At 71.6% G+C, this 17,430-nt stretch carries 14 protein-coding genes; 13 read left to right on the top strand and 1 reads right to left on the bottom strand.

Annotation, left to right across the window (positions count from 1 at the left end; all coding sequences use genetic code 11):
* The first annotated feature begins 295 nt into the window (after positions 1 to 295).
* The 12 genes from hpnC (at position 296) to IE274_RS25730 (ending at position 14,056) form a co-directional block, all read left to right on the top strand.
* Entirely contained in the window at positions 296 to 1,195 is a 900-nt protein-coding gene (gene hpnC, locus IE274_RS25675) for a squalene synthase HpnC (protein WP_190118252.1), read from the top strand.
* Positions 1,192 to 2,142 (top strand): presqualene diphosphate synthase HpnD, encoded by a 951-nt coding sequence (hpnD, locus tag IE274_RS25680; protein ID WP_190118253.1) that lies wholly within the window; start codon positions 1,192 to 1,194, stop codon positions 2,140 to 2,142. The genes hpnC and hpnD overlap by 4 nt, the downstream gene beginning before the upstream one ends.
* A 109-nt stretch (positions 2,143 to 2,251) precedes the next feature.
* The gene (gene hpnE / locus IE274_RS25685; RefSeq protein ID WP_190118254.1) at positions 2,252 to 3,658 is read left to right on the top strand and encodes a hydroxysqualene dehydroxylase HpnE; all 1,407 of its coding nucleotides are present in this window, start codon (positions 2,252 to 2,254) and stop codon (positions 3,656 to 3,658) included.
* Positions 3,655 to 4,779 carry a polyprenyl synthetase family protein gene (locus IE274_RS25690; protein ID WP_190118255.1) on the top strand — a complete coding sequence of 375 codons (1,125 nt, stop codon included), beginning with the start codon at positions 3,655 to 3,657 and terminating at the stop codon, positions 4,777 to 4,779. Before hpnE ends, IE274_RS25690 begins: the two co-directional genes overlap by 4 nt.
* Before the next feature lie 105 nt (positions 4,780 to 4,884).
* Positions 4,885 to 6,879 (top strand): squalene--hopene cyclase, encoded by a 1,995-nt coding sequence (gene shc / locus IE274_RS25695; RefSeq protein WP_190118256.1) that lies wholly within the window; start codon positions 4,885 to 4,887, stop codon positions 6,877 to 6,879.
* Positions 6,879 to 7,529: a phosphorylase family protein gene (locus tag IE274_RS25700; protein ID WP_190118257.1), complete on the top strand. Its 651-nt coding sequence runs from the start codon at positions 6,879 to 6,881 to the stop codon at positions 7,527 to 7,529. Before shc ends, IE274_RS25700 begins: the two co-directional genes overlap by 1 nt.
* A gap of 5 nt (positions 7,530 to 7,534) precedes the next feature.
* Positions 7,535 to 8,557 (top strand): adenosyl-hopene transferase HpnH, encoded by a 1,023-nt coding sequence (gene hpnH, locus IE274_RS25705; protein ID WP_030357039.1) that lies wholly within the window; start codon positions 7,535 to 7,537, stop codon positions 8,555 to 8,557.
* A gap of 4 nt (positions 8,558 to 8,561) precedes the next feature.
* Positions 8,562 to 9,728, top strand: a complete 1,167-nt coding sequence (gene ispG / locus IE274_RS25710) for a flavodoxin-dependent (E)-4-hydroxy-3-methylbut-2-enyl-diphosphate synthase (protein ID WP_190118258.1) — start codon at positions 8,562 to 8,564, stop codon at positions 9,726 to 9,728.
* A 23-nt stretch (positions 9,729 to 9,751) separates the two neighbouring features.
* A complete protein-coding gene (dxs, locus tag IE274_RS25715) occupies positions 9,752 to 11,722 on the top strand; it encodes a 1-deoxy-D-xylulose-5-phosphate synthase (RefSeq protein WP_190118259.1) in 1,971 nt (656 codons plus the stop codon).
* On the top strand, positions 11,719 to 13,113 hold the full coding sequence (locus IE274_RS25720) for an aspartate aminotransferase family protein (protein WP_190118260.1): 1,395 nt from the start codon (positions 11,719 to 11,721) through the stop codon (positions 13,111 to 13,113). The genes dxs and IE274_RS25720 overlap by 4 nt, the downstream gene beginning before the upstream one ends.
* 123 nt (positions 13,114 to 13,236) lie before the next feature.
* Positions 13,237 to 13,911: a helix-turn-helix domain-containing protein gene (locus IE274_RS25725; RefSeq protein WP_229909804.1), complete on the top strand. Its 675-nt coding sequence runs from the start codon at positions 13,237 to 13,239 to the stop codon at positions 13,909 to 13,911.
* Positions 13,912 to 13,933: 22 nt separating this feature from the next.
* Complete coding sequence (locus IE274_RS25730; protein WP_190118415.1) at positions 13,934 to 14,056, top strand: DUF6126 family protein; 123 nt, start codon at positions 13,934 to 13,936, stop codon at positions 14,054 to 14,056.
* Positions 14,057 to 14,101: 45 nt separating this feature from the next.
* On the opposite strand, the gene IE274_RS25735 is transcribed toward IE274_RS25730, so the two are convergent.
* Positions 14,102 to 14,899, bottom strand: coding sequence for a tyrosine-protein phosphatase (locus IE274_RS25735; protein WP_190118261.1), 798 nt, complete (start codon positions 14,897 to 14,899; stop codon positions 14,102 to 14,104).
* A 296-nt stretch (positions 14,900 to 15,195) separates the two neighbouring features.
* Between IE274_RS25735 and IE274_RS25740 the strand changes: the two genes are divergently transcribed.
* Positions 15,196 to 17,364 carry an alpha-galactosidase gene (locus tag IE274_RS25740; protein WP_190118262.1) on the top strand — a complete coding sequence of 723 codons (2,169 nt, stop codon included), beginning with the start codon at positions 15,196 to 15,198 and terminating at the stop codon, positions 17,362 to 17,364.
* Positions 17,365 to 17,430: the final 66 nt, after the last annotated feature.

Consider the following 17,430-nt stretch of genomic DNA (forward strand, 5'->3'; position numbering starts at 1 on the left):
CCGCCGGGACACTCCGGCGGGGCCCTGACCCGTTCTTCGGACATCAGGAGTCCCTCAAGTCACCGGAGTTCAGGGAAGATTGGAGCCAATCGGTGCGTTGTTGTGATGTGCCGAACACCCCGACGACTCGGTGTGCGTTGTACAACGTAAGCTGTACCGGTGCTGATTCGCGGCAAGTGGGGCGATATCGCGCGGCATCGGGGTGGCGGGCGCGGTCGGCCGCACGGGGGGCAGGGCGGCGTGTCCGAAATAGGATGTTTTGGGTCGGCAGTGTAGAACGGGAGATGTGACGGCAATGGCTACGGACGATCTCCGGCTCCGCGATGCGTCCGCCGTCCTCGACAAAGCCGCGGACGAGAACTTTCCCGTGGCCCCGTTCTTCCTCCCGCGCGCCTGGCGCGAGGACCTCATGGCCGTGTACGGCTACGCCCGCCTGGTCGACGACATCGGCGACACCGACCTCGACCGCGGCGCCGCCCACGCCCGCTACCTCGGCGCGGACCCCGAGGCCGCCGGTGACCCGCTCGCCCTCCTCGACGCCTTCGAAGCCGACCTGAACAAGGTCTTCGCAGGTCAGGACCCCGGCCACCCGCTACTGCAGGCCCTGGTGCCCACCGTGCGCCGCCGGGGCCTGACCCCCGAGCCGTTCCTCGGCCTGATCGCGGCCAACCGCCAGGACCAGCTCGTCAAGCGGTACGAGACCTACGACGACCTGCTCGCCTACTGCGAGCTGTCCGCGAACCCCGTCGGCCGCCTGGTCCTCGCCATCACCGGCACCGCGACCCCCGAGCGCATCCGCCTCTCCGACTCGGTGTGCACGGCGCTGCAGATCGTGGAGCACCTCCAGGACGTACGCGAGGACCTGGGCCGCGATCGGGTCTACCTGCCCGCCGAGGACATGAAGCGGTTTCATGTCCAGGAGCGGGACCTGGCTGTCCCTACGGCAGGCGCATCGGTGCGCGCACTGGTTGCATATGAAGCGGAACGCGCCCATGGCCTCCTGAATGAAGGCACCCCCCTGGTGGGTAGCGTCCACGGCAGGCTGAAGCTGCTGCTTGCAGGGTTCGTGGCAGGGGGAAGGGCGGCGATCGCGGCGATCGCCGCCGCCGGATACGACGTACTTCCAAGGCCGCCGAAGCCCACGAAACCGCGCCTGGTGCGCGAGGTGGGCGCGGTTCTGCGAGGAGAGGGGTGAGCCGGACCGTGGAGTCAGAACCTCGCGTGTCCGCGCCGGTACTCGCCGCATACAGCTATTGCGAGACCGTGACCGGGCAGCAGGCACGCAATTTCGCGTACGGCATCAGGTTGCTGCCGACGCCCAAGCGGCGGGCGATGTCCGCGCTCTACGCGTTCTCCCGGCGCGTGGACGACATCGGCGACGGCACCCTCGCGCCGGACGTGAAGGGGGCGCGGCTCGACGACACCCGGGCGCTGCTCACCCGCGTCCGCGACGGCGAGGTGGAGGAGGACGACACCGACCCCGTGGCCGTGGCGCTCAGCCACGCGGCCCAGCACTTCCCGATCCCGCTCGGCGGGCTCGACGAGTTGATCGACGGCGTCGTGATGGACGTGCGCGGCGAGACGTACGAGACCTGGGAGGACCTGAAGGTCTACTGCCGCTGTGTGGCCGGTGCCATCGGACGGCTCTCGCTCGGGGTCTTCGGCACCGAGCCGGGGGCGCTGCACGCGGAGCGCGCGCCGGAGTACGCCGACACGCTCGGCCTCGCACTCCAACTCACCAACATCCTCCGGGACGTTCGCGAGGACGCCCTGGAGGGACGCACCTACCTGCCGGCCGACGACCTCGCCAAGTTCGGCTGCTCTGCCGGGTTCTCCCGCCCCGAGCCGCCCGCCGGGTCGGACTTCGCGGGCCTCGTCCACTTCGAAGTCCGCCGTGCCCGCGCCCTGTTCGCCGAGGGCTACCGGCTGCTGCCGATGCTGGACCGGCGCAGCGGTGCCTGTGTGGCGGCGATGGCGGGCATCTACCGCCGCCTGCTGGATCGCATCGAGCGGGAACCGGAAGCGGTGCTCCGGGGCCGCGTTTCGCTGCCGGGACGCGAGAAGGCGTATGTCGCCGTGCGCGGTCTGTCCGGGTTCGACGCGCGCAGCGTCTCCCGGGGGGCCGTCAGGAGGCGTACGTGATGCGCAGGTACGGCGGCGCCGGTGCAGGTCCTGTGCGTCGCCGCAAACGGCGGGCAACCCTCCGCATGACCATGGCGTCCCAGACTGCAACTGCCGAAAGGGAGGACGCATGAGGCAGGACGACAGGCAGCCCGAAGGGGGCGCCGACGGAGCCGGTAAACGGGCGTCCGCCGTCGTCGTGGGCGGCGGCCTGGCCGGTATCACCTCCGCCCTCGCCCTGGCCGACGCCGGCCTCGACGTCACTCTGCTCGAGGGCCGCCCGCGCCTCGGCGGACTCGCCTTCTCCTTCCAGCGCGGCGAACTGACCGTCGACAACGGCCAGCACGTCTACCTGCGCTGCTGCACCGCCTACCGCTGGTTCCTCGACCGGGTCGAGGGCGCGCACCTGGCGCCGGTGCAGGACCGTCTCGACGTACCCGTGCTCGATGCCGACCGGAACCGGCTCGGACGCCTGCGCCGCACCGCGCTGCCGGTGCCGCTGCACCTGGCCGCGAGCCTCGCCGGCTACCCGCATCTGTCGCTCGCCGAGCGCGCTGCCGTGGGGCGCGCGGCGCTCGCCCTCAAGGGACTCGACCCGGCCGACCCGGCGCTCGACAGTCAGGACTTCGGCAGCTGGCTGGCCGCCCGCGGACAGTCGAAGCGCGCCATCGAGGCCCTGTGGGACCTCGTCGGGGTCGCCACCCTCAACGCCGTCGCGGGCGATGCCTCGCTGGGCCTCGCCGCGATGGTGTTCAAGACCGGGCTGCTCTCCGAGCCGGGCGCCGCCGACATCGGCTGGGCGCGGGTGCCCCTCGGTGACATCCATGACGGTCTGGCCCGCAAGGCGCTCGACTCGGCGGGCGTGCGTACCGAACTAAGAGCACGTGTCACCTCCGTCTCCCGTAGTAAGAACGGTGGTTGGCGCGTCGAGGTTCCCGGCGAGTCCATTCCGGCCGACACCGTGGTGCTCGCCGTGCCCCAGGCCGAGACCCACGATCTGCTCCCGGACGGTGCCCTCGACGAGCCCGACCGGCTGCTCGGCATCGACACCGCGCCGATCCTGAACATCCATGTCGTGTACGACCGCAAGGTCCTGAGAAGGCCCTTCTTCGCCGCGCTCGGCACCCCCGTGCAGTGGGTCTTCGACCGGACCGAGGCCTCGGGCCTGGCCCAGGGGCAGTATCTGGCGCTGTCGCAGTCGGCCGCCCAGGACGAGATCGACGCTCCCGTGGCGGCGCTCAGGGAGCGCTATCTGCCGGAGCTCGAGCGCCTCCTGCCCGCCGCGCACGGCGCACGGGTCCTCGACTTCTTCGTGACCCGGGAGCGCACGGCGACATTCGCGCCCACGCCGGGCGTCGGCCGCCTGCGGCCGGGCGCGCACACCAACGCGTCCGGGCTCTACCTGGCCGGCGCGTGGACCGCGACCGGCTGGCCCGCGACGATGGAAGGCGCTGTGCGCAGCGGCATCACCGCAGCCAGGGCGGCCCTGACCGCACTGGACCGCCCCCATGGCCATCTCTTCGAGGAGGCGGCGTGAAGCTCGACCTGCTGGGGCCCCCGCCCCACGAACCCCGCACCGGAACCAGAGGAGAGAATGTGCCGACTGTGCCCTCGGCCGAACCGGCCGCTGTGGACGTGACCGCGCTGCTGGAACGCGGCCGGACGCTGGCCACCCCGGTCCTGCGGTCCGCGGTGGACCGCCTCGCGCCGCCCATGGACACCGTCGCCGCCTACCACTTCGGCTGGATCGACGCGGCCGGCAACCCGGCCGTCGGCGACGGCGGCAAGGCCGTGCGCCCGGCGCTCGCCCTGCTCTCCGCGGAGGCCGCGGGCGCGAGCCCGGAGACCGGCGTGCCCGGCGCGGTCGCCGTCGAGCTGGTCCACAACTTCTCGCTCCTGCACGACGACCTGATGGACGGCGACGAGCAGCGCCGCCACCGCGACACGGTGTGGAAGGTGCACGGCCCCGCGCAGGCGATCCTCGTCGGCGACGCGCTGTTCGCCCTCGCCAACGAGATCCTGCTCGAACTCGGCACCGTCGAGGCGGGCCGCGCGACCCGCCGCCTGACCACCGCGACCCGCGCCCTCATCGACGGCCAGGCGCAGGACATCTCCTACGAGCACCGCGAGCGGGTCACCGTCGAGGAGTGCCTGGAGATGGAGGGCAACAAGACGGGCGCGCTGCTCGCCTGCGCGGTCTCCATCGGCGCGGTCCTCGGCGGCGCCGACGACGCCACCGCCGACATCCTGGAGAAGTACGGCTACCACCTGGGCCTCGCCTTCCAGGCCGTCGACGACCTGCTCGGCATCTGGGGCGACCCCGAGGCCACCGGCAAGCAGACGTGGAGCGATCTGCGCCAGCGCAAGAAGTCGCTGCCGGTGGTCGCCGCGCTCGCCGCGGGCGGCCCGGCCTCGGAGCGGCTCGGCGAGCTGCTCGCCGCCGACGCCAAGAGCAACGACTTCGACAGCTTCTCCGAGGAGGAGTTCGCCGCGCGCGCCGCCCTGATCGAGCAGGCGGGCGGCCGCGAGTGGACCGCCGAGGAGGCGCGACGGCAGCACGCCGTCGCCATCGAGGCCCTGGACGCGGTCCAGATGCCGGACCAGGTGCGGGCGCAGCTCACCGCGCTCGCCGACTTCGTCGTCGTACGAAAGAGATGATCACTATCGGCCCCAACTGAATCGCAGTCGCCGGCCTGTGTCCCTCCAGGGCACCGGCCGACGGCGGACCCAGCAGAGATGAAGCACTGCGTAGAAGGGGAAGCCATGACAGCGACGACCGACGGAAGCACCGGAGCGGCAACGCCCCGAGCGGCCTCGGCCACCGGAACGACCGACACCACCCCCGCGCCGCCCGGGGTGCCGGGTGCCGCGGCGCGCGCCATAGAACGGTCCACTCAATTCCTGTTGTCCCGCCAGGACGCCCAGGGATGGTGGAAGGGCGACCTGGCAACCAATGTGACCATGGACGCCGAGGACCTGTTGCTCCGTCAGTTCTTGGGCATCCAGGACGAATCGACGACCAGGGCCGCCGGACTCTTCATCCGCGGCGAGCAGCGTGACGACGGCACCTGGGCCACCTTCTACGGCGGCCCCGGCGAACTCTCCGCCACCATCGAGGCGTATGTCGCGCTGCGCCTCGCGGGGGACGCACCCGACGCCCCGCACATGGCGAAGGCGTCCGCCTGGATCAGGGAGCGCGGCGGCATCGCCTCCGCCCGGGTCTTCACCCGCATCTGGCTCGCCCTCTTCGGCTGGTGGAAGTGGGACGACCTGCCCGAGCTGCCGCCCGAACTCCTTTATTTTCCCAAGTGGTTCCCGCTCAACATTTACGATTTCGGCTGCTGGGCGCGACAGACCATCGTGCCGCTCACCATTGTCTCGGCCAAGCGTCCGGTCCGTCCCGCGCCCTTCGCGCTGGACGAGCTGCACACCGACGCGAGCGCGCCAAACCCCGCCAAGCCCCTTGCCCCGATGGCGAGTTGGGACGGCGTCTTCCAGCGCATGGACAAGGCGCTGCACCTTTATCACAAGGTCGCGCCGCGCGGCGTGCGCAAGGCGGCGATGAACAGCGCCGCGCGCTGGATCATCGAACGGCAGGAGAACGACGGCTGCTGGGGCGGCATCCAGCCGCCCGCCGTGTACTCCGTGATCGCGCTGCACCTGATGGGCTACGACCTCGACCACCCGGTCCTGAAGGCCGGTCTCGCGTCCCTGGACCGGTTCGCCGTGTGGCGCGAGGACGGTGCCCGGATGATCGAGGCCTGTCAGTCGCCGGTGTGGGACACCTGCCTGGCGGCCATCGCCCTCGCCGACGCCGGGGTGCCCGCCGACCATCCGCAGCTCGTCAAGGCCGCGGACTGGATGCTGGGCGAGCAGATCGTGCGGCCCGGCGACTGGTCGGTGCGCAGGCCGGGCCTCACCCCCGGCGGCTGGGCCTTCGAATTCCACAACGACAACTACCCCGACATCGACGACACCGCCGAGGTCGTCCTCGCGCTGCGCCGGGTCGCGCACCCGGACAAGCCGCGCCTGGAGAACGCCATCGCGCGCGGGGTGCGCTGGAACCTCGGCATGCAGTCGAAGAACGGCGCCTGGGCCGCCTTCGACGTCGACAACACCAGTTCCTTCCCCAACCGGTTGCCGTTCTGCGACTTCGGCGAGGTCATCGACCCGCCCTCCGCCGACGTCACCGCGCACGTCGTGGAGATGCTCGCCTACGAGGGCAAGTCCCACGACCCGCGCACCCGGCGCGGCGTGGAGTGGCTGCTCGCCGAACAGGAGGCGAACGGCGCCTGGTTCGGGCGCTGGGGCGTCAACTACGTCTACGGCACCGGGTCGGTGCTGCCCGCGCTCGTCGCCGCCGGGCTGCCCGCCTCGCATCCGGCGATCCGGCGCGCGGTCGCCTGGCTGGAGTCGGTGCAGAACGACGACGGCGGCTGGGGCGAGGACCTGCGCTCCTACCGCGACGAGCAGTGGATCGGACGCGGCGCCTCCACCGCGTCCCAGACGGCCTGGGCGCTGCTGGCGCTGCTCGCGGCCGGGGAGCGGGACGCCAAGTGCGTGGAGCGCGGTGTCGACTGGCTGGTCCAGACGCAGACCGAGGACGGCTCCTGGGACGAGCCGTACTTCACCGGCACCGGCTTCCCCTGGGACTTCTCCATCAACTACCACCTCTACCGGCAGGTCTTCCCGCTGACCGCGCTCGGCCGGTACGTCAACGGAGAGCCGGCCCTCGGTGCCTCCGGCAAGGGGGGCTGATGGCCGTGACCCCGGCGCCGCCGGGCCCCGCACCGCTCCTCGTCGCCTGTGCGCTCGGCATCGAGCGCCTCGCCCTGCGCACCGGCGACCGGGGCGGCGCGAGCGGGCCCATGACCGTCCTGCGGACCGGCATGGGCCCGAAGGCCGCCGAGCGCGCCGTCACCACGGCGCTCGGCACCCCGTCCCTGCGGGACGCGGCGGTCGTGGCCACCGGCTTCTGCGCCGGGCTCGCCCCCGGCATGCACCCCGGCGACCTGGTCGTCGCCGAGGAGACCCGGCACGACGGCGGCGCCACGCCCTGCGTCGGCACGGAACTCCTGGTCGAGGAGCTGGTGCGGGCGCTGCCCCGGCGCACCGTGCACACCGGGCCGCTCACGGGGTCCGACCACGTCGTCCGCGGCCACGAACGCGGCGATCTGCTCGCCACCGGCGCGATCGCGGTGGACATGGAGTCCGCCGTCACGCTGCGCACCGCGGCGGCGGCCGGGTCCCGGCCGGTTGCCGCCGTCCGGGTGGTCGTGGACGCCCCACAGCACGAACTCGTACGGATCGGCACGGTGCGCGGTGGAATATCGGCCTTCCGCGTTCTCCGTGCCGTGCTTCCCGCTTTCTTCGAATGGCACCGTTCTTCGCTGCTCCCCCGGAGGTGAGCCAGATGGTCATGCCGCTGCGTCAGTCGATCAAGGTCGCTACGTACCTGATGGAACAGAAGCTGCGCAAGCGGGACAAGTTCCCGCTGATTGTCGAGTTGGAGCCGCTGTTCGCCTGCAATTTGAAGTGCGAGGGCTGCGGCAAGATCCAGCACCCGGCCGGGGTGCTCAAGCAGCGGATGCCGGTGGCCCAGGCCGTGGGCGCCGTTCTCGAGTCCGGTGCGCCGATGGTGTCCATCGCCGGTGGCGAGCCGCTGATGCACCCTCAGATCGATGAGATCGTAAGGCAGTTGGTCGCCAAGAAGAAGTACGTCTTCCTTTGCACCAATGCCATGCTGCTGCGCAAGAAGATGGACAAGTTCACGCCCTCGCCGTATTTCGCGTTCGCCGTGCACATCGACGGGATGCGGGAGCGCCACGACGAGTCGGTGGCGAAGGAGGGGGTGTTCGACGAGGCGGTCGAGGCCATGAAGGAGGCCAAGCGGCGCGGCTTCCGGGTCACCACCAACTCGACCTTCTTCAACACCGACACCCCGCAGACGATCATCGAGGTGCTCAACTTCCTCAATGACGAGCTGCAGGTCGACGAGATGATGCTGTCGCCCGCCTACGCCTACGAGAAGGCGCCCGACCAGGAGCACTTCCTCGGCGTCGAGCAGACCCGCGAGCTGTTCAAGAAGGCCTTCGCGGGCGGCAACCGGCGGCGCTGGCGGCTCAACCACTCGCCGTTGTTCCTCGACTTCCTCGAGGGCAAGGTCGATTTCCAGTGCACGGCGTGGGCGATCCCCAACTACTCGCTCTTCGGCTGGCAGCGCCCCTGCTATCTGATGAGCGACGGGTACGTCCCGACGTACCGGGAGCTGATCGAGAAGACCGACTGGTCCAAGTACGGCCGCGGCAAGGACGAGCGGTGCGCCAACTGCATGGCGCACTGCGGCTACGAGCCCACGGCCGTGCTCGCCACCATGGGCTCCCTCAAGGAGTCCCTGCGGGCCATGCGCGAGACCGTCAACGGAAATCGCGGGTGACGTCATGACCCCTGGAGTGCCCGTCGCATTGGGCCTCCCGGAGCTGCCGGTCCGGCCCCTCGCCGAGCGCCGCCTCTCGCGGCGCATCGAGGTCGGACCGGTGGCCGTGGGGGGCGGCGAGCCGGTGTCGGTGCAGTCGATGACGACGACGCGTACGTCGGACATCGGGGCGACGCTGCAGCAGATCGCGGAGCTGACGGCGTCGGGGTGCCAGATCGTCCGGGTGGCGTGTCCGACGCAGGACGACGCCGACGCGCTCGCGACGATCGCGCGCAAATCGCAGATCCCGGTGATCGCCGACATTCACTTCCAGCCGAAGTACGTGTTCGCGGCGATCGACGCCGGGTGCGCGGCGGTGCGGGTGAACCCCGGCAACATCAAGCAGTTCGACGACCGGGTGCGGGACATCGCCCGGGCGGCGAGCGACGCGGGTACGCCGATCCGCATCGGCGTCAACGCGGGTTCCCTGGACGCGCGCCTCCTGAAGAAGTACGGCAAGGCGACGCCCGAGGCGCTGGTCGAGTCGGCGCTGTGGGAGGCGTCCCTCTTCGAGGAGCACGGCTTCCGGGACATCAAGATCTCGGTGAAGCACAACGACCCGGTGGTGATGGTCAACGCCTATCGGCAGTTGGCCGCCGCCTGCGACTATCCGCTGCACCTGGGTGTGACGGAGGCCGGTCCGGCGTTCCAGGGGACGATCAAGTCGGCCGTCGCGTTCGGCGCGCTGCTCAGCGAGGGCATCGGCGACACGATCCGCGTCTCGCTGTCGGCTCCTCCGGCCGAGGAGGTCAAGGTCGGCATCCAGATCCTGGAGTCGCTGAACCTGCGCCAGCGGCGCCTGGAGATCGTGTCGTGCCCCTCCTGCGGGCGCGCCCAGGTCGACGTGTACAAGCTGGCGGACGAGGTGACGGCGGGGCTCGACGGCATGGAGGTGCCGTTGCGGGTCGCGGTCATGGGGTGTGTGGTGAACGGGCCGGGTGAGGCGCGTGAGGCCGATCTGGGTGTCGCGTCCGGCAACGGCAAGGGGCAGATCTTCGTGAAGGGCGAGGTCGTCAAGACCGTGCCCGAATCGAAGATCGTGGAGACCCTGATCGAAGAGGCGATGAAGATCGCCGAGCAGATGGAGGCCGCAGGCGTCCCGTCCGGGGTGCCCGACGTCACCGTGAGCTGAACAACCAGTAAGGGGGCCCGAGCATGACCATTCTGGAGACGATCCGGGGGCCGCACGACCTGAAGGCGCTGACCGAAGCCGATCTTGCCGAACTGGCGGAGGAAATACGGGAGTTCCTGGTGCACGCGGTCGCCAGGACCGGCGGTCACCTCGGGCCCAACCTGGGCGTGGTGGAGCTCACCATGGCCCTGCACCGGGTCTTCGAGTCGCCCGTCGACCGCATCGTGTGGGACACCGGCCACCAGAGCTACGTGCACAAGCTGCTGACCGGGCGTCAGGACTTCTCCAAGCTGCGCGGCAAAGGGGGCCTGTCCGGCTATCCCTCGCGCGAGGAGTCCGCACACGACATCGTCGAGAACAGCCACGCGTCGACCGCGCTCGGCTGGGCCGACGGCCTCGCCAAGGCCCGTGACGTGCTCGGCGAGCGCGGGCACGTCGTCGCCGTCATCGGGGACGGCGCGCTCACCGGCGGCATGGCCTGGGAGGCGCTGAACAACATCGCGGCCGCCAAGGACCAGCCGCTGATCATCGTCGTCAACGACAACGAACGCTCGTACGCCCCCACCATCGGCGGCCTCGCCAACCACCTGGCCACCCTGCGCACCACCGACAGCTACGAGCAGGTCCTCGCCTGGGGCAAGGACTTCCTCCAGCGCACCCCCGTCGTCGGCCGCACCCTGTACGAATCGCTGCACGGCGCTAAGAAGGGCTTCAAGGACGCCTTCGCACCGCAGGGCATGTTCGAGGACCTGGGCCTGAAGTACGTCGGCCCGATCGACGGGCACGACATCAAGGCCGTCGAGTCGGCGCTGCGCCGCGCGAAGCGCTTCCACGGGCCCGTGCTCGTGCACTGCCTCACCGAGAAGGGCCGCGGCTACGAACCCGCGCTCGCCGACGAGGCCGACCGCTTCCACACCGTCGGCGTCATGGACCCCCTCACCTGTGAGCCCCTCGCCCCGTCCAACGGCCCTTCCTGGACCTCGGTGTTCGGCGACGAGATCGTCCGCATCGGCGCCGAGCGCGAGGACGTCGTGGCGATCACGGCCGCCATGCTGCACCCGGTGGGCCTCACCAAGTTCGCCGAGGCCTATCCCGACCGGGTGTGGGACGTCGGCATCGCCGAGCAGCACGCGGCGGTCGCGGCCGCCGGGCTCGCCACCGGCGGGCTCCACCCCGTCGTCGCCGTCTACGCCACCTTCCTCAACCGCGCCTTCGACCAGCTCCTGATGGACGTCGCGCTGCACCGGTGCGGGGTCACCTTCGTGCTCGACCGCGCCGGGGTCACCGGGCCCGACGGCGCCTCGCACAACGGCATGTGGGACCTGTCCGTCCTCCAGGTCGTCCCCGGCCTGCGCATCGCCGCGCCGCGCGACGCCGACCAGCTCCGGACACAGTTGCGCGAGGCCGTCGCCGTCGACGACGCGCCCACGCTGTTGCGGTTCCCCAAGGAGTCGGTGGGGCCCGTGATCCCGGCCGTGGACCGCGTCGGCGTCATGGACGTGCTGAGCCGGGGCCCCGAAGAGGAGGAGGGGACGGCCGCCGATGTGCTGCTCGTCGCGGTCGGCGTGATGGCCCCGGTGTGCCTGGGCGCCGCCGATCTGCTGCGGGAGCGGGGGATCAGTGCCACCGTGGTCGACCCGCGCTGGGTCAAGCCCGTGGACCCGGCGCTGCCCGAGCTCGCGGGGCGGCACCGGCTCGTCGCGGTCGTCGAGGACAACAGCAAGGCGTCCGGGGTCGGCGCGGCGGTCGCGCTGGCCCTGGGCGAGGCCGAAGTGGACGTTCCCGTACGGCGGTTCGGCATCCCCGACCAGTTCCTCGCGCACGCCAAGCGGGGCGAGGTCCTCGCCGACCTCGGGCTCACCCCCGTCGAGATCGCCGGGAGCATCAGCGCGACCATCGCGCGCCGGGACGCCACCGGCGCCGGCGCGCCGGAACAGGCCGGTCCCACCGGCACCAAGAGAGCCGGTGCGGCCGGCGAGGAGAACCGGGCATGACCAGCATGAGCAAGGAGTTCGACCTCGGCCGACTGCTCGCCGAGCGCGGCGGCGAACGGTACGAACTGCACGCGCGCCACCTGAACCACCAGTTGCCGCGGATGCTCCACACCATCGGCTTCGACAAGGTCTACGAACGCGCGGAGGGCGCCCACTTCTGGGACGCGGACGGCAACGACTACCTGGACATGCTCGCCGGGTTCGGCGTCATGGGACTCGGCCGCCACCACCCCGTCGTACGCAAGGCGCTGCACGACGTCCTCGACGCCTCCCTCGCCGACCTCACCCGCTTCGACTGCCAGCCCCTGCCCGGCCTGCTCGCCGAGCAACTGCTCACCCACAGCCCGCACTTGGACCGGGTGTTCTTCGGCAACAGCGGCACCGAGGCGGTGGAGACGGCCCTGAAGTTCGCGCGGTACGCCACCGGCAAGCCGCGCGTCCTGTACTGCGCGCACGCCTTCCACGGCCTGACCACCGGCTCCCTGTCGGTCAACGGCGAGGACGGCTTCCGGGACGGCTTCGCGCCGCTGCTTCCGGACACGGCGGTGCCGCTCGGCGATCTGGACGCGCTGCGCGCCGAGTTGAAGAAGGGCGACGTCGCCGCGTTGATCGTCGAGCCCATCCAGGGCAAGGGCGTGCACGAGACGCCCCCCGGCTATCTGCGCGCCGCCCAGGAACTGCTGCACCGGCACAAGGCACTCCTCATCGCCGACGAGGTGCAGACCGGGCTCGGCCGGACCGGCGCGTTCTACGCGTACGAGCACGAGGACGGCGTCGAACCCGACCTGGTGTGCGTGGCCAAGGCGCTGTCCGGCGGCTATGTGCCGGTCGGCGCCACCCTCGGCAAGGACTGGATCTTCAAGAAGGTCTACTCGTCCATGGACCGCGTCCTGGTCCACTCGGCGAGTTTCGGGGCGAACGCGCAGGCCATGGCGGCCGGGCTCGCCGTCCTCGCCGTCATGCGGGACGAGAAGGTGGTCGAGAACGCGCGCGTGACCGGCGACCTCCTGAAGTCACGGCTCGGCGCGCTCGTCGACCGCTATGAGCTGCTGAGCGAGGTGCGCGGCCGCGGCCTCATGATCGGCATCGAGTTCGGCAGGCCCAAGTCCCTGAAGCTGCGCAGCCGTTGGACGATGCTGCAGGCCGCCCGCAAGGGCCTGTTCGCACAGATGGTGGTGGTGCCGCTGCTCCAGAAGCACCGCATCCTCACCCAGGTCTCCGGCGACCACCTGGAGGTCATCAAGCTGATCCCGCCGCTCACGGTGGGGGAGCAGGACGTCGACCGGTTCGTGGCCGCCTTCACCGCCGTCATGGACGACGCGCACAGCGGGGGCGGGCTGATGTGGGACTTCGGCAGGACGCTGGTGAAGCAGGCGGTGGCGAACCGGTAGCGCGGCGGGCGGGTCGGCCGGTGCGGCGGGCTGATCCGCCGGTGGCGCGCAGGCAGTGCCGTGGGTCTTTGCCTCAGGGGCAAGAAAGTTGCCCCTGAGGCAAGCCTCTGGCTGAATCGAAGCATGAACCCTGCCGAACCCGCGGGGGCCGCCCCGGAGCCCGGCGACGCCGCTGCCGACCCGCACCCCGACACCGTCGCCGATGCCCTGCCCGTCGTCGCGCCCCAGCTACGGGACCTGCGCCGCCGCGCCGCCCTGACCCTGGAGGCCGCGGCCCGCGCGGCCGGACTCTCGCCCGCGCACCTGTCCCGCCTGGAGACCGGGCAGCGCCAGCCGTCGCTGCCGATGCTGCTCGCCCTCGCCCGTACCTACGGTACGACGGTTTCCGAGCTTCTCGGCGAGACGCCCGCCGAGCGGCACTCCGTCGTCCGCGCCGCCGACATGGAGCCCACGGCGGCGGGCGGCTGGACGTACTGGCAGGCGGGCGCGCCCGGCCGGGGCATGCAGGCGCTGCGGGTGCACGTCCCGCACGGTGCGCAGGGCGACATCGTGCGGGTCCACCCGGGCGAGGAGTGGCTGTACGTCCTCACCGGGCGGCTGCGGCTCCGGCTCGGCGACACCGCGTACGCCCTCGCTCCGGGCGACAGCGCGCACTTCGACTCGCTGACCCCGCACCGGATCGCCGCCGCGGACCACGGCGGTGCCGACTTCCTCTTCGTCCACACCTTGCTGCAGAGCCCGGCCACCGCGCTGTGCCTCGGCGGCCCCACCCAGGGAGACAGGCATGACGGAACCTGAGCCGCGGCGGCCTGAACGCCGGATGGTCCTGGAGGAGAAGTTCCCCCGCGCCCTGTGGGTCCGGCTGATCATCTATGTGGCCGTGGGCCATGTGTTCGCGTTCTTCGTCTATCTGCTGTTCGTGCTCGGCGGACAGAACCAGTGACCCACCAGTGGGGCGGCCCCGGCCGCCCCGTCCCGGCGCCCGGACTCAGTCGAGCAGGCGCTCGCGCAGCCGCTCCCGCGTCTGCGGCTTGACGCCGAGGCCCCGCTCCAGATACGTGTCGGTGTCGCCCCAGGTCCGCTCGATCGTCTCGAAGGCCGCGGCCAGATACTCGGCGCGGGCGTCGAACAGCGGGCTCAGGAGCTCCATCACCTCGGGGGACATCGCGTCCGCCGAGGTGCTGCTGCGGTGCACCTTGTAGCGGCGGTGCGCGGCGTTCGACTCCAGATAGTCGGCGTGGATCGCCTCGCGCTCCACGCCGACGGCGAGCAGCGTCACGGCTATGGACAGGCCCGCCCGGTCCTTGCCCGCCGCGCAGTGCATGAGCGCGGGCACGCTGTCCTCGGCGAGCGCGTGCAGCACCCGGCTGTGCTCGGCCGTGCGCTCCTCGATGATCGTGCGGTACGAGGCCGTCATCCGCCCCGCCGCCCTGCCGTCCGACAGGATCGAGCGCAGCTGGTCCAGGTCGCCGTCGCGGACCATCTTCCAGAACTCGGCGCCGTCGGCCGGGTCGGACAGCGGCAGGTTCACATTGCGCACGCCCGGCAGCGCCACGTCCGGGCCCTCCAGGCGCTGGTCCGCGGCGTTGCGGAAGTCGAAGATCGTGTGCAGGCCCAGCGAGCCGAGGAACGCGGCGTCGGCGTCCGTGGCGTGCGCGAGGTGACCGCTGCGGAAGAGGACGCCGTGGCGCACCCGGCGGCCGTCGAGCGTCGGCAGTCCGCCCACATCACGGAAGTTGCGCACACCGGCCAGCTCGGGCTCGGTCGACGGGACCTGCTGCGTCACGGGGTCTCCTCTTGCTCGGGGTGCCCGGGCGGGCCCGGGTGGCTCCGGGCCGCTCGGGGGCGGCTGCGCGCACGACCCGGCGGGCGCGCGGCCCACCGTTGGTTGCGCCTTCGACGATACGACACGGGTTCCTGAGGCGATCAGCCCTGGCACGGGGGTGGCCGGAGGCGCGTACAGGGCGCGCCGGGACCCCGTACGCGGGAGTGCACAGGCGTTGCCCACGCGGTCGATGGGCCGGAAAATGTGCGTACGCGCGCGTGCCTGTGGGAATTCGTCTCGCTATCTGTGGGGGTTTGATGATCGAGGTCGGCGGAACGGGCCGGACATGGCTCCTCTCGGGCCCCACCAGCAGCTACGCGCTGCACCTCACGGACCGCGACGAACTGCTGCATCTGCACTGGGGCGCGCGGCTCGCCGTCGCCGACGCCGAGGCCCTCGCCGCCGCGCCGACGCCGCCCGAGCGGCCCTTCGAATCGTGTCTTGACGGGCGGGAGGAGTATCCGGTCGAGGGCGGGCCGAGGTTCGTGCGGCCCGCGCTGTCGGTGCGGGGTGGTGGGGTGCGGGGGACGGAATGGCAGTTCCTGCGGGCGGAGGTGGGGGCCGGGGCGCAGGCGGCCGGGGGCGCCGCGGCTGCCGAGGGTGGCACCGACGACGCACTCCGACTGCACTTCACCGACGCCGTGCACGGCCTCCTGATCACCCTCGCGTACCGGATGCGCGGCGACGTCGTGGAGCGGTACGCCGTCCTCACCCACCAGGGCCCGCCGACGGCACCGGACGTGGAGGTCCTGCGGGCCGACTCCGCGACCTGGACGCTGCCCCTGCGCGAGCGCTGGCGGCTGTCGCACCTGCACGGGCGCTGGGCGGCGGAGTCCCGGCTCGTCCGCTCCGACCTCACCTACGGCGAGCAGGTCATCGGCAGTCGGCGCGGGCACACCGGGCACCAGCACCTGCCCTGGGTGGCCCTCGACGCGGACGGCGCCACCGAGGAGCACGGCGAGGTGCACAGCTGTGCGCTCGCCTGGTCCGGGTCCTGGCGGATCGCCGTGCACCGGCTCCCGGACGGCGCCGTGCAGATCACCGGCGGCAGCGGGCACGACGACTCCGGGCAGCTGCTGCTCGCCCCCGGCGCGTCGGTCACCACGCCCGTCTTCGCGGGGCTGTGGACCGACGGGGGCTTCGGCGGGGCGAGCCGGGCCTGGCACGCGTACCAGCGCGCGCACGTCATCCCGGACGCGGACGCCGTCCGGCCGGTGCTCTACAACTCGTGGGAGGCCACCGGGTTCGACATCTCCGCGGAGCAGCAGCGGGCCCTCGCGGGGCGGGCCGCGGAGCTCGGCGTGGAGCTGTTCGTCGTGGACGACGCGTGGTTCGGCGCGCGCGTGAACGACCGGGCGGGGCTGGGCGACTGGACGCCCAACCCCGAGCGCTTCCCCGGCGGGCTCAAGCCGCTCGCCGACGAGGTGCACGCCCTCGGCATGCGGTTCGGGATCTGGGTCGAGCCGGAGATGGTCAACGTGGACAGCGACCTGTACCGCGCGCACCCCGACTGGGTGCAGCACCATCCCGGCCGCACCCGCACCGAGTTCCGCAACCAGCTCGTCCTCAACCTCGCGCGCGAGGACGTCCAGGCGTACCTGTGGGAACAGCTCGACGCGCTCCTGTCCAGCGCGCCCGTCGACTACGTGAAGTGGGACTTCAACCGCTGCTTCACCGACCCGGGCTGGCCCGGCGAGCCCTACCCGCAACGCTTGTGGGACGCCCATGTGCACGCCTTCTACGGCCTCCTCGACCGGCTGCGGGCCGCGCACCCCGCCGTGGCCTTCGAGTCCTGCTCGGGCGGCGGTGGCCGGATCGACCTCGGCGTCCTCGCCCGCACCGATCAGGTCTGGACGTCCGACAACACCGACCCGCTGGACCGGCTCGCCATCCAGCACGGGTTCAGCCAGATCCACCCCGCGCGCGTCATGGCCGCCTGGGTCACCGACAGCCCCAACACCCAGCTCAACGGGCGCACCAGCACGCTGCGGTTCCGCTTCGTCAGCGCGCTGGCGGGCGTGCTCGGCGTCGGCGGCGACCTGACGCGGTGGAGCGACGCCGAACGCGCCGAGGCGCGTGGCTGGGTCGAGCTGTACAAGGAGATCAGGCCCGTCGTGCAGCTCGGCGACCTGTACCGGCTGCGGGATCCGGACGGCGGCCTGTGCGCGGTGCAGTACGTCCACGGGGACGACGTCGTCGTGCTCGCCTGGCTCCCCGCGCAGGCGTACGGGCAGGAGGTGCCACCCGTACGGCTGCGGGGGCTCGACCCGCATGCGGCCTACGCGTGCCCGGACACACGGGAGACGCATCGCGGCGCGGTCCTGCTGCAGCACGGGCTGCGGACCGGGCTGCGCGGCGACCTGGACGCGGCCGTCTTCCGGCTCCGGCGGGTCACCGACGCGTATTCCGGGTTGGTGCAATCTTGACCGGTGGCTTATCTCACCCCGCGTCAACCCCTTATTACGATGGCGTAGGTCACTTGCCGCCAGGAA

Source organism: Streptomyces flavofungini (genome assembly GCF_014650815.1).
GTDB classification, from domain to species: Bacteria; Actinomycetota; Actinomycetes; order Streptomycetales; family Streptomycetaceae; genus Streptomyces; species Streptomyces flavofungini.

Excerpts from the sequence above, each read along its gene's own strand:
- hpnE (WP_190118254.1), top strand. The coding sequence starts at position 2,252 with ATGAGGCAGGACGACAGGCAGCCCGAAGGGGGCGCCGACGGAGCCGGT.
- IE274_RS25740 (WP_190118262.1), top strand. The coding sequence starts at position 15,196 with ATGATCGAGGTCGGCGGAACGGGCCGGACATGGCTCCTCTCGGGCCCC.
- IE274_RS25730 (WP_190118415.1), top strand. The coding sequence starts at position 13,934 with ATGGTCCTGGAGGAGAAGTTCCCCCGCGCCCTGTGGGTCCGGCTGATC.
- dxs (WP_190118259.1), top strand. The coding sequence starts at position 9,752 with ATGACCATTCTGGAGACGATCCGGGGGCCGCACGACCTGAAGGCGCTG.
- hpnH (WP_030357039.1), top strand. The coding sequence starts at position 7,535 with ATGGTCATGCCGCTGCGTCAGTCGATCAAGGTCGCTACGTACCTGATG.
- ispG (WP_190118258.1), top strand. The coding sequence starts at position 8,562 with ATGACCCCTGGAGTGCCCGTCGCATTGGGCCTCCCGGAGCTGCCGGTC.
- IE274_RS25700 (WP_190118257.1), top strand. The coding sequence starts at position 6,879 with ATGGCCGTGACCCCGGCGCCGCCGGGCCCCGCACCGCTCCTCGTCGCC.
- IE274_RS25720 (WP_190118260.1), top strand. The coding sequence starts at position 11,719 with ATGACCAGCATGAGCAAGGAGTTCGACCTCGGCCGACTGCTCGCCGAG.
- hpnC (WP_190118252.1), top strand. The coding sequence starts at position 296 with ATGGCTACGGACGATCTCCGGCTCCGCGATGCGTCCGCCGTCCTCGAC.
- IE274_RS25725 (WP_229909804.1), top strand. The coding sequence starts at position 13,237 with ATGAACCCTGCCGAACCCGCGGGGGCCGCCCCGGAGCCCGGCGACGCC.
- shc (WP_190118256.1), top strand. The coding sequence starts at position 4,885 with ATGACAGCGACGACCGACGGAAGCACCGGAGCGGCAACGCCCCGAGCG.